The organism is Pseudoalteromonas sp. SR45-5, assembly GCF_014163565.1.
GTDB lineage: Bacteria > Pseudomonadota > Gammaproteobacteria > Enterobacterales > Alteromonadaceae > Pseudoalteromonas > Pseudoalteromonas distincta.
The window spans coordinates 1-11,529 of record NZ_JACJDN010000050.1 but is presented as its reverse complement, the minus strand read 5'-3'; the positions used below and the strand labels follow the sequence as shown (position 1 = coordinate 11,529).

The window sequence follows — 11,529 nt, the reverse complement described above, 5'->3', positions numbered from 1 at the left end:
TCTCAACTTGTAACTCTTATCATTTTTTAAATTTACGTAGATGGGTTAAGTCGCGAAGCCACGCTAGGGAGTTTGATGAACCAAACAACAAAGATATTTTCTACCCATTCGTAATTCCTAACAACTCTAATTTAACTCTTTCCTTATTTTTGTAGCCTACATCAAATGGCACGACTCTTAACTTCAGTTTTCGTTCTTCGTCGTAATAAAAATCATTTGTTAAAGCTTGTTCAAAGTTATCTGTTTTAGGGTAAATCAGAACGAGATCACCCTGACCTTTCAAGTATTTGTAGCCGTAACCCAGCATTTGATAGAAGTCATCTTGAGATAAACCAAACTTATCTTTGCCCGATTTTTTATTTTGATTGATTAACTTCCACTTGGTATCCAATACCGTATTTAAACCCGCAAGGTCTTTAAGATATAAATCAGGTTTGAGGCGGAAATAGTTCTTATCACCATAAGTTACCAGTGATTTACTTTGTACTTGAGAAGAAAGCTTTTGTGGACTGAAAACTCGTTGTTTCAGGTATTTAGCGACAAAGTTTTCAAATACAGCTTCCATTGGAAACAACAACGAGTAAGCATTGTTATCACCTAACATTGACTGAGGCGAGTAGCCCTCCAATATAAGCCTTGCCCAACTTAACGGCACATCGTAGTGCTGCATACCTCGTTGCAGTTTTACACTAGAAAAGTCGTTCTTGTAGTTTGTACTTAGAGGCACCTCATCAAAAGCAAATAGCAGCTCCTGAGATAGCTTCTTACTCTTATTCACATTGGTATAGGAGGCGACAGATTTAAGTGCAGAATGAATCAGTCGGTTTTCTGCTCTATCCATCAAATAAGCATCGTATTCAACGTAAAACTTGTGGCGATTAATAAAATTGTGTTTTAGCTGTTGGCTATGGAGTAATTTACCTTTTAAAAAAGCGCTATTACTTTGCTCTCGAACATAGTCACTTCTAACGCCTTTTTTAACAAGGCTATTTACCGCATTTAAAAACTGCGCGATAAAAATTTCCATCAATGGCATTTTTTGCTTCTTAATACTCGCAACCTCAGTCTCAATGTGGCGAAACTGCTTTAACGATTTAAGCATCATTAACAAGGATTTTTGTGCTTCTGTGGCTGCACTTTCCTTATTATTGGCTTTAGCTATTTTTGGGAGTATTTCTATTTGTGTTCCATCAGGGCAAAGAACTACACCTGCGTAATTTTGCACTTGCAAAACTTCCATGCCATGAGCAATCTTCAGCTTTAAAAACCGTGATTCCGACTCATCACATAAACAACACTTTTTAAGATATTCAAAAGCACCTTCCGATATTGCTTCAACATTATCTTTTTCCGCTGCTTTATAACTAGCACTCAAGAGTCCATACTCAAATACGGTAACGTTTGTCGTTTTTTGTCGTTTTAATCCCTTAATCATGCTGAGCGAGTTAACCTTCATCCTGATTGGAGAAAGTTAAACTTCCAGCGCTATATATGCCTATATAGGTCAAAGGATCAGTCCAACGTTCAGAGTCAGATTTAATCAACCTAAAGTCCTGAACTTCATCGGCAACGTCACCTACATCCTCAGTATCACCAAAGAGCACTTCGTAATCGACATCAGACTGATTAATAAGTTGATAAGCTTCTGGCTTTTGATTGTCGCCAACAACCAAACGGATCTTTTGCCAATCTTCAAAAAAGTATTCAGCAAGTAGAGGAATAATCTTATTCTGGAAACAACTCTTCAATTCATGAAGCGCTTTCTCATCGTCACCAGCAGCAATAGCTTTTACAACAGGCATTAAAAACGCATGGCCTAGCTGATGTTCTCTGTCATATAACGCGGCAATTCGCTTATTCATTGTTTCAAGTAAACGCGCTAAATCGATTTCAAAACCGTCACTTTCAACTTTGAATGATGAGCCTTCTTCGTTATGTAGAACATTGTAATCAGGCATCATCTCAATAAAGTCAAAGCGGCGGCGAAGGGCTGTATCCATCAGTGCCAACGATCTATCAGCGGTATTCATCGTGCCAATGATGTAGAGGTTATCTGGCACTGAAAATTTATCGCCGGAATACGGTAAGGTCACTTCGATAGCTTCCGAATCCGAGTGCCCTAAGCGTTTTGATGGTTCTATCAATGTAATTAGCTCACCAAATATTTTCGATATATTGCCGCGATTGATTTCATCGATAATAAGTACATAGTTACGCTGCATTACATTCGCAGAGATAATGTCATTTCTAGGTAGTTTTCGTTGTAGTTCTTCAACAACTTTGAAAAAATATGACGCGTGGGCGCGAGCTTTGCCCATTCCACCTTGTTCTTTAGAAAAGGCAACGACATCTTTTCTTGATTCAACATTTTCGAGATATAAAGCCTTTAGGTGAGAAAATAACATCTTGTGATTGATCGGCCATGCTTCATTTCCATAAATGAATCCATCCTCTGCTACATCTAAAATGAAACATTTTTCAGTTATAGGATAACTTTCATCGGACCCTAACTGCTCAAAAATTTCGAGTTTAAATTGTTCCAATATCTGTTCAAACTCTTGTTCTCTAGTTAATTGAGCAAGTGGCTTTTTACTATCTATCAGGTTGTCTTTTGCCTTATTAGACAATTCCTTAAATACACCACTCTTTTCAAAGTATGTAATTTGTTTATCTTCGGTTTTAGCACTTAAACCTTCTACAAACTCCTCATAGCCATAACTTTAATGGAAAGTAACAAACCTTATGCGCCCTGAATTATAAAGTTCCTTGTAAAGGCGAGTTAATTCGGAACGCTGTTCAGGTGTTGTACCAAAGCTTTCATCAATACCAAGAGCATTAAACATTTCAGGTTCAGCCGCTTTTACAGCAGCATGAATTGAATGATAAGTTTTTCCGGTTCCCGGTGGGCCATACAAAATCTGGTTAAGAGAAACTGTATTCATTACTTCCACCGATGAGCTGAGATTAGTAGGTCTACTTATTTGGCTTGAATCAAAGCCTAAATCTTTAAGAGTAAGCGCGTAATAAGGTTGAAGAATTTCTTCTTCGAACATCCAATATTCGTTTTTGGGCACTTCCCAGCTTGTCCCATTAAACCTCGGTGACCAACGCTTATGCTTGCCCTTATACTTTATAGGTGCAGGCAATCCCTTAATTGTTTCGTATGACCTTAACAACCAATCATTTCCAAGAGGAGAGTCTGCTTGAGTCTCTATATCGGAAATTACTTTGACTATTTTTGCTACTTGATTGCCATAACCAAGTGAAACAATGTCACCTTTGGACATTTGTTCAAAGCATGGTACGGAGCCATTTCCAGTGTTCTTATGTACAGCTAGCAGTGAGTTTTCTTCTAGCCACATTCTCTGCTCTGTATTTATAGAGTTTGGACTATGAGAGACTTTCCAAATTCTAGTTACGCCAGATAGTCCATCCCCCTCAAGTTCAGTAATATAGAAACCTTGTGATTCAGCTTGTCCTATAAAATCTGCAATATTCCCTTCGCCCCACTGTGTAGAGACCAGTACTTTAGTCCCTTCAATATCTAATATTTCATCATCTTTGGTAAAAAAGCGCTTTTTTACATCGTCAGAAGTTTTAAGTTTTTCATTAAACTCTTGCTCAGTACAAAAAAGACCTTTTCGGCCCTGTACTTCAACAGGAAATGCTTTGAACAACTCTGCCAGAGTAGGCTGATTTTGCTTCACAAATTCTTTTATCACGGCTAAAACCAAACGCCCCTTACCTAGAATCTGTCCGTTAAAATTATATTTTGTAAAATCTCTAGGCAATTTGACCACCTCTCATCATCTATTCCTTAGTTCTTACCTAAACCTATGGTGAAACAAAAACTTTCAACTCAATGTCATTATCATGCGCCGTAGCTAGCCAACCATTTAATAATTGAAAAGCTTGTAAAGTTTCGCCATTTGCCTCTGAACCTAACTTTAATTGCTGCTCAAAATGTTTGGCAGAAAAGCTATTGGCGGCAACTATCCAAATTTCCTTTTTTACTGCTGTTGAGCGTCTTCTCATTGCAACAAAGCATGAGATATTCTTTGCTGTAACGCAAAGACTCTTCAAAATCACGACCCACAACTAGCTTTTTATGTTCACTTTGGCTGTATTGGTTTAACCATAAATAAAAGGCGGTTTCTTTTGCGGTAAGTTTAATTTCGATACCTGCAAAGGTGAGCGTTTTTGCTTTTGCGTTTACTTCAAGGGTTAAATCTTTTTTATGAGCTGAGTTTAAGCTTGCTACTGTTTGGCTAAACGATGCACTTTGCATATTTGCAATGAGGGTTTCGTCGATAGATTGGCGCATTCGTACAAAGGGTATTTCGGCAAGGGTTACATTTGCATTAATACAGTTTACTTGCGTGCCATTTTTACCATCAATAATGTGGTCGTAAGGTGTTGGGTAGTAAAAGTCTCTAACAAATTCAAATTCGTTATTCACAAATACATGACTGAGCGAATCTTGCTCACGGCCCAATAATGACATGGCATAGCCTAAATAAAACGCCATTGTTTTACGCCCACCCGCAATCGATGCATGAATACTAATATCGTTTTTATTGGTAAGTTCAAACACTTTACGAGTAATAAAGTCGGCCATGTAGGTTTGTTCTATTTCAGATTTAGCATCATTAATAGGTTGGCCTTTGTCATCTTCTATTAGCCATATGTTTTCATCGGGAAGTTTAATGTTGGGAAGTTTATAATCTGCTATTAGTTTAGCTAAATGACCTTGCTCAAATAATCCATTAGTAAGCATTGGCTTTGTGCTTTTTGTAGTAATAACAAAAATCTCTTCGGGAATAGGCTTACCCTGCTGATAAAGTGCAAAAAGAGTTTCGGTTAATACTTGTGGGCTGGCACCAGTAACTATTAGTAGTACATTCTTCATCAACGATCCTTTTGTATGAGATAATTATATCTTACCTTAAAGGTGTCTGTAGTGAAACTAGAAGTAACTATGTAGTTTAGTTAACTCACTAATTGCGTTGAATAGTTTTTATGAAGTGAGGTAATAAAGGCTTCAGTCATTTGATATAAATACTGTGTTTATTAGATGTTTTATACAATCGGGCTGTAATTCAGAACTACGACTTTAAAGCCTAGTTAGCCTCAATAAGTTGGGAAAATCTATAAATATCTCTAACAAGTAACTAGATAAATTATATTTACAGTGTGTGAGCTACACTCCAAAAGTCTGTAGTTTTAATCCACCCAGTCGTTGGAATATTTGGTAAACTTATAAATTATATGCAATTATTCAGAAAAACTTTTAGAGTCTAAGCCCTTTCGTTTTTATATCAGTCAACAAACACTTCGCCTTAAAATTACTAGCATTAAGACGAAGTGCCCCCCCTAATTAATCTTACGTAAAATTAGATTAGAGATAGATATAATCATTGTGTTATTACGTTATAAGGGTAAATATTTTCGCGGTTTTGGAATGCCAAAATAGCCGTATTTTTAATTATTCCTTGCTCAATGTTTATTGCACGGCGAATGGTTTCATCTTTTTGCCACTGCAAAGCACCTTTAAGTATCGTTTGTAAATATACAATGAGCGCCGCAGAAATTGAACGCGTCGCGCATTCCCATAAATAACTCGGTGTATGATCAACGCCATAATAATCCGTGTTGTTATATCGAAATAAAGGGTTTTTAAACGTTGTCGGCTTTGCAAAAAAGAATCCCATCCCCTCATCACAGCTAACATCAATAATTAAGCTGTTTGGTTTTAAACAGCCTGCTTCTGATTCAATGACAAAGTCAACCGGATGAGCTGTCTCTTGATAAGTCCCGTTCACGATAATATCGGCTTCGCTAATAAGATCGCCAAGTGGTCGATTAGTCCCATCATGCTCAACAACCATCATGCGCGCCTCTCCTTCAACACCTTCTCGTACCTTAACATAGTGACAATCTAATATTTCTTCACGCACTTCGTGATCAGGGCGCTGAATACAAATTGTAATATCTCTAAAGCCATGCGCTTTAAGAGCGTCAATAGCGCCTCTACTCACTGCACCAAAACTAAATATAATCGTTTTACGTTGATCGCCATAATGGCCATCAATACCCTTAAGTTGCAAGGCATGTATTACAGCGCAATACCCTGCCATTTCATTGTTTTTATAAAAAGTATGGCGCCCTACATTTCCTTGTGGTGACCACACATACATGTCTTCAAAAGCGATTAAGGTAAGTTTACGTTCTATCACCGCTTGTGTTATTTCATGCTGTTGAACGCAGTGGGCATAGCCCCAAATAGTGCCTCCTTCGCGCATTTCTTCTAAGTCAGCAAGTACAGGCTTTGCAATAATAGCAGTGCCAATATGGGTAAGTATTTCGCTGCGAGATGCAATGCCACCCGTTAACGTTGCAATATATTCATCGCTAACATTAAAAGCGGTGCCATAGCCTTGTTCAAACACCATTTGTTTTCTAAGATTTTCGGGAATTCGTAATAAATGCTCTGGGTGAATAGGATACCGTCTTTCATCTGTCTTGCGGGATGTTCCGATAACGCCGATAGTTAATTCACTCATGCTAAGTCCTGTTTATAAAGTAAGTACGCTTGAGTTCATCAACGCATCATCATACTTCGCCAATAAACTTAGGCGGTGTTTTTTCTGTACGTTTTTGGCTCGGATGAACCAACTTTATTTTACAAAGGTGTAATTTTGACAATAAATAATGAAGAGCAGTGAGTTAACTTGCATTGAGTTGCAAGCTGAAGACTATTACCTTTTGAGTAAAAGTGCTGACTGAGTATATCAGAAATAAGTATTACTAACTTGGGTATCTCACACTGAAATAAAAAGAGCACTACTCTGTAGAGCAGGTTTAATTCGCTTTGTATTGGGTTAGCTGAATGTTCAGCTTTTATATCAACTTCGGCTATGTCCATGAGCGGTTATTACTAATTTTTTGTATGGAATCAAGATTTTGCTGCTTTGGTTTTCTTGTAAAGGCCAACTTATATGTATTCTTTTTTAACCTTTAATGGAGTCCCGTAATGTGGGTAATGCTCGGCGAGATATTTCCAAATAGCATGAGAGGATTAGGCTTAGGAGTTGCAGGGCTTGCTCAATGGCTGGCTAATTTTTTAGTCACTATTACCTTTCCCATATTGCTAGCCGCTGGAGGGCTTGTACTCGCATATTCGCTCTATGCATTTTTCGCATTAATATCGGTGCTTTTTGTTATTTACTTAGTAACGGAAACCAAAGGAACGAAACTAGAAAACGTGTAACTTTATCGTCCTAAATAGCTAAATTTAGGACGATAATTTTTTAGTGCCTACCCAACTAATCTATAACCTACCGCTGGCTCAGTTAAGATATGAATAGGGCTTGCAGGGTTTACTTCAAGCTTTTGTCTTAGTTGCGCTACATGTACACGAATATACTCAGGTCTATTAATGTATTGCTCCCCCCATACCTGACTTAAAATAGCATTATGAGTAAGCACTTTATCTTTATTTTGAAATAACATAAGCAAAATTTTATATTCTTTATTAGTGAGCTTTACATCGCTGCTGTTAAGCGTAACTGTGTGCTTATGCGGATCTATAATGATGCTACCGCATTGCAGTGCCAAACTCGGCTGTGTATTTACTCTTAGTAGCACACGCATTCTTGCCAGAAGTTCGTTTGCACTAAAAGGTTTGGTTATATAATCGTTTGCCCCATTATCAAGGGCTGTAACCTTTTCCACCTCGCCATCGCGAGCCGAAAGCACTAATATTGGTATTTGGCTCCATTGTCGTACTTCAAGTAACCAAGCTTGTCCATCCATATCAAGCAATCCCAAATCAAGTAACACTAAGTCAAAGCTTTGCTCACTCATTAATGAAAAACCATCAAGCCCTTTCGCACTAATTGATACGTTATAGCCACTGGCACCTAGTAATGTTTTTAAAAAACTTTGCAATGCAGGTGAGTCTTCTAGCACCAATACATTAATCATTCTTTGCACTCCAGCTAAGTATTGCTGTGGCTACTTGGGTCAGCTCATCAATAGCTAATACAAATTCGCCTTGATGAAACTGAGCAACTACATCGCAAATTACGCTACCAAGCCCAACTCCTTCATCCGAACTGCTTGGATGAGTAACTATGAGATTGCTTACGGCTATTTTATAGTGTGTTATATTAGCAATTCGCTCAGTATTAAAGTCCACTGTCGCCGCTCCATCACCGTAACGTGCCGCGTTTTCGAATATATTCGCAAGCGCGATTTCTAAAAGTGTTATATCACCTATACAACAAGTGGCTTTATCAAAGACTAACGCTAAGTTAAAACCACTTAATTGCTGCTGCCTGCGTGCTTTAGCCTCAGTAATAAGTGTATGTACGTTTATAGCTTGCCATGCTAGCTGCTCTCCTATTTTATTTACCCGGCTAAGCTCCATCACTTTATTAAAATGCTGATTTAAGATTTCACTTTGCTCATAAATATTTTTTGCTTGTTCTGTAATTGATGCCTTACTCAGCTCAATATTTTCGTCAGCTAACATGCTTGATGAGCCCATAATAGTAGCCAAAGGCGTGCGTAGATCATGAGATAAACTACGCAGCAATGCATTTTTAGCACGTTCTAACTCTGCTTGTACTTTCATCGATGCCGACTGGTTTCTAAGATTTGAGTTTTCGTGGACCTGAAACAACAAAGACAGTGCCGTATCTATAAATGCACGGTTTTCAGGACTAAGTTCGGCATCTGCAATAAAGCCGCCCCATTGTGTGTTTTGTTCGATATTAAAGTACTCTCCATTATCCATTGTATTATTGTTCCAACGAAGTGTAATATCTAGATGGTTTTTAATCGATATTGTAAATACTTGGCGCTGAGCGTTTATATCATCAAGCCCATTAAGCGCCTTAGCTAACTCATATAAACATCGTGTATTGCTGGCATGTAACTGGGTATCACGAACGTTTTTACTTAGCTCGCCCGCCAATTTGCTTATCATCAAGCCAACTATAAGCATGACGGTAAAAGTGACTAAGTATTCAATTTTTTCGATATGAAATGTAAAGTACGGCAGTACATAAAACCAGTCGGTACATGCCACACTAACTAACGTTGTAATCCCCGCTAAGGCTGCATTTTGACGCACCGCAACCCATGCCACCCAAAGTAATTGCAACATGACAATGTCGGTGGTCGTTAGCCACTCTCGAACTGGAAAAATAGCCAGCACAATAAAAATAGGCGCAATTGTTGTTAATAAAAGCGGCTTAAGCCATTTATTAATACCCATTTGTGCACTCCCATAAAATTCTCTTTTTATAGGTTACTGCTTTTTAATACGTTGTGTATAAAGTTTTTATAAAGATTTTTGGCTGTAGTGTTAAATGTTTATAAAGCTTAATTGATATGGGGTGACTCTTTTTTAAAATTCCATAGTCTTTGCTATGTCGTATTTTTTAATAGGAACACACATGGCACAGTTTGCAGTAATTGGATTAGGTAGTTTTGGTGTTACCGCCTCGCTTGAGCTTGCTAATCAGGGGCATCACGTTTGCGCAGCCGATATAAGCGAAAGCACCATTAACACGTTTGCTAATCAGTTAAATTACACTGTCATTTTAGATGCTAGTGATGAAACACAGCTTGCTCGACTCGACTTAACCAGCTGCCAAGCTGTATTAGTTGCAATTGGTGAAAACATAGAAGCGAGTATTTTATGCGTGCTGCATTTAAAAAACCTTGGTGTTAAACAAATATGGGTTAAGGCGTGCTCTAAAAGTCACCATCAAATTTTAAGTAAACTTGGCGTATCCCGTATTATTCACCCCGAAGAAGAAATGGGTATCAGAGTAGCACATGCACTTAACTACCCTATGGTTAACCAGTATTTTGCGCTTACACAATCTACATTTATTGTTGAGCTTGCCATAGATTTACATTTATCAGGGCGCAATATTGGCTGGCTTTTAAAAGACCGTAACTCAGATATAAAACCGCTCACCTTACGCCGAGATGATAATTTTAATACAGACCTAACACTCGACACCGAGTTACGCCATGGTGATAGCCTTGTATTACTGGGCTCTAAACATTACCTAACAAAACTCACCAAACGGTTTAAAGCTTTATGATTAACTGGCAAGCACACGTACTTCCAAAGCAATTTAATCGCCGTTTAAAAAATTTCAAAAGGCCTGTTAACCCCCCTTTAATTTTAACTGCTGGTTTTTTTGCTCTCATTATTTTAGGCACTTGCTTATTACTATTACCTTTTGCAAGTGTTGAATCGCTTAGCTTTATTCAAGCTTTTTTTACTGCATCCTCTGCGGTTACAGTTACAGGCTTAGTTGTTATTGATACAGGTACTGCGCTAACCACATTTGGGCAATGTGTTGTTATGGTACTTATTCAAATTGGAGGAATCGGCTTTATGACCGTAGCCGTTATTTCATTTTTAAGTATTGGTAAAAACTTAGGATTAAAACAACGTTTACTTGCAAGCCAAGCATTCGATACAAGCGATTTAAATGGAGTGATCCATGTAGCTAGATGTGTAATAACTTACTCGCTAATAATTCAGACTATAGCATTTTGCTTACTTTTTATTAGCTGGGTAGATGACTATGGTATTGCGGGTAGCGCCTATCAAAGTCTATTTTATACTATTTCGGCTTTTAACAATGCCGGGTTTGCACTCGACAGTAATAGCTTAATGGCTTTTAAAAGTGATGTATCTGTTAATCTTATTATCAGTGCATTATTTATAATCGGTGGCTTAGGGTTTACCGTTTTAATAGATATATATCAACAACGTCGCTGGCATAAATTAGCAACTAATACACGTATTGTATTAATTGCAAGTGCTGTAATAAATTGCAGTGCATTTTTGCTTATTTTTTTATTTGAATATTCAAATCCAGCCACACTTGCCAACCTACCTATTAACGAGCAAGTAATTGCTGCTTGGTTTCAAGCAGTTACACCACGTACTGCAGGCTTTAATACTTTACCTATTAGCCAGCTCAGTTCCGACTCGACATTGCTTACATTGTTATTAATGGTAATAGGTGGCGGTTCGGTAAGTACAGCAAGCGGCATTAAAATAGGAACTTTTGTTATTTTACTACTTGCTATGTATAGTTATTTACGCCAAAAACCACAGGTAACCATATTTAACAGAGAGCTAAGCGACAAACTTGTGATAAAAGCATTGAGTGTTGTAATTTTATACTTATTTACGGCTTTTTTAAGCATCATGATTATGAGTAAAATCGAGCAAGCGTCTCTTTTAGATATTACTTTTGAAGTAATTTCGGCATTGAGCACTGTAGGGCTATCTCGTGATTTTACTAGTAATTTAAGTATGCCAAGCCAGCTAATAATAATTTTACTTATGCTGATTGGCAGAGTAGGTCCACTGACATTTGCTTATTGTTTTGCAAAACCTAAATTACAACCTCTTAAATTTGCTAAAACAACCATACAAATAGGGTAACTATTATTAAGGCCACTTAGCCAGCATAATTTATGTAAGGT

General features: G+C 37.7%; 9 protein-coding genes and 1 pseudogene. 3 read left to right on the top strand and 7 right to left on the bottom strand.

Translation table 11 applies throughout. The features are described from left to right. Positions 1-100: 100 nt before the first annotated feature. The 5 genes from H5072_RS03615 to H5072_RS03595 form a co-directional block, all read right to left on the bottom strand. Positions 101-1,435: an McrC family protein gene (locus H5072_RS03615; protein WP_182692730.1), complete on the bottom strand. Its 1,335-nt coding sequence runs from the start codon at positions 1,433-1,435 to the stop codon at positions 101-103. Positions 1,436-1,445: 10 nt separating this feature from the next. Beyond that, the gene (locus H5072_RS03610) at positions 1,446-2,627 is read right to left on the bottom strand and encodes an McrB family protein (RefSeq protein ID WP_259395885.1); all 1,182 of its coding nucleotides are present in this window, start codon (positions 2,625-2,627) and stop codon (positions 1,446-1,448) included. 93 nt (positions 2,628-2,720) lie between these two features. After that, positions 2,721-3,791, bottom strand: coding sequence for a hypothetical protein (locus H5072_RS03605; protein WP_182692729.1), 1,071 nt, complete (start codon positions 3,789-3,791; stop codon positions 2,721-2,723). Between the two features lie 188 nt (positions 3,792-3,979). Further along, positions 3,980-4,909, bottom strand: coding sequence for a CRISPR-associated ring nuclease Csm6 (gene csm6 / locus H5072_RS03600; RefSeq protein ID WP_259395884.1), 930 nt, complete (start codon positions 4,907-4,909; stop codon positions 3,980-3,982). A 505-nt stretch (positions 4,910-5,414) separates the two neighbouring features. Beyond that, positions 5,415-6,563, bottom strand: coding sequence for a N(5)-(carboxyethyl)ornithine synthase (locus H5072_RS03595; RefSeq protein ID WP_182692728.1), 1,149 nt, complete (start codon positions 6,561-6,563; stop codon positions 5,415-5,417). Between the two features lie 416 nt (positions 6,564-6,979). On the opposite strand from H5072_RS03595, the pseudogene H5072_RS03590 reads away from it, so the two are divergent. Continuing rightward, a pseudogene (locus H5072_RS03590) lies at positions 6,980-7,270 on the top strand (MFS transporter); the annotation flags it as partial. A gap of 47 nt (positions 7,271-7,317) precedes the next feature. Here H5072_RS03590 and H5072_RS03585 read toward each other — a convergent pair. Both H5072_RS03585 and H5072_RS03580 read right to left on the bottom strand, forming a co-directional pair. After that, positions 7,318-7,986 carry a response regulator gene (locus H5072_RS03585; protein WP_154903778.1) on the bottom strand — a complete coding sequence of 223 codons (669 nt, stop codon included), beginning with the start codon at positions 7,984-7,986 and terminating at the stop codon, positions 7,318-7,320. After that, entirely contained in the window at positions 7,979-9,283 is a 1,305-nt protein-coding gene (locus tag H5072_RS03580) for a DUF4118 domain-containing protein (RefSeq protein ID WP_182692727.1), read from the bottom strand. The genes H5072_RS03585 and H5072_RS03580 overlap by 8 nt, the downstream gene beginning before the upstream one ends. A 181-nt stretch (positions 9,284-9,464) precedes the next feature. On the opposite strand from H5072_RS03580, the gene H5072_RS03575 reads away from it, so the two are divergent. Both H5072_RS03575 and H5072_RS03570 read left to right on the top strand, forming a co-directional pair. Continuing rightward, positions 9,465-10,124, top strand: a complete 660-nt coding sequence (locus H5072_RS03575; RefSeq protein ID WP_182672167.1) for a TrkA family potassium uptake protein — start codon at positions 9,465-9,467, stop codon at positions 10,122-10,124. Next, positions 10,121-11,488 carry a TrkH family potassium uptake protein gene (locus H5072_RS03570; protein WP_101163049.1) on the top strand — a complete coding sequence of 456 codons (1,368 nt, stop codon included), beginning with the start codon at positions 10,121-10,123 and terminating at the stop codon, positions 11,486-11,488. The genes H5072_RS03575 and H5072_RS03570 overlap by 4 nt, the downstream gene beginning before the upstream one ends. Positions 11,489-11,529: the final 41 nt, after the last annotated feature.

What these genes read in the sequence shown, in the direction of transcription:
- H5072_RS03615 (WP_182692730.1), bottom strand. Translation starts at nt 1,435, where the DNA reads ATGATTAAGGGATTAAAACGACAAAAAACGACAAACGTTACCGTATTT.
- csm6 (WP_259395884.1), bottom strand. Translation starts at nt 4,909, where the DNA reads ATGAAGAATGTACTACTAATAGTTACTGGTGCCAGCCCACAAGTATTA.
- H5072_RS03595 (WP_182692728.1), bottom strand. Translation starts at nt 6,563, where the DNA reads ATGAGTGAATTAACTATCGGCGTTATCGGAACATCCCGCAAGACAGAT.
- H5072_RS03585 (WP_154903778.1), bottom strand. Translation starts at nt 7,986, where the DNA reads ATGATTAATGTATTGGTGCTAGAAGACTCACCTGCATTGCAAAGTTTT.
- H5072_RS03580 (WP_182692727.1), bottom strand. Translation starts at nt 9,283, where the DNA reads ATGGGTATTAATAAATGGCTTAAGCCGCTTTTATTAACAACAATTGCG.
- H5072_RS03575 (WP_182672167.1), top strand. Translation starts at nt 9,465, where the DNA reads ATGGCACAGTTTGCAGTAATTGGATTAGGTAGTTTTGGTGTTACCGCC.
- H5072_RS03570 (WP_101163049.1), top strand. Translation starts at nt 10,121, where the DNA reads ATGATTAACTGGCAAGCACACGTACTTCCAAAGCAATTTAATCGCCGT.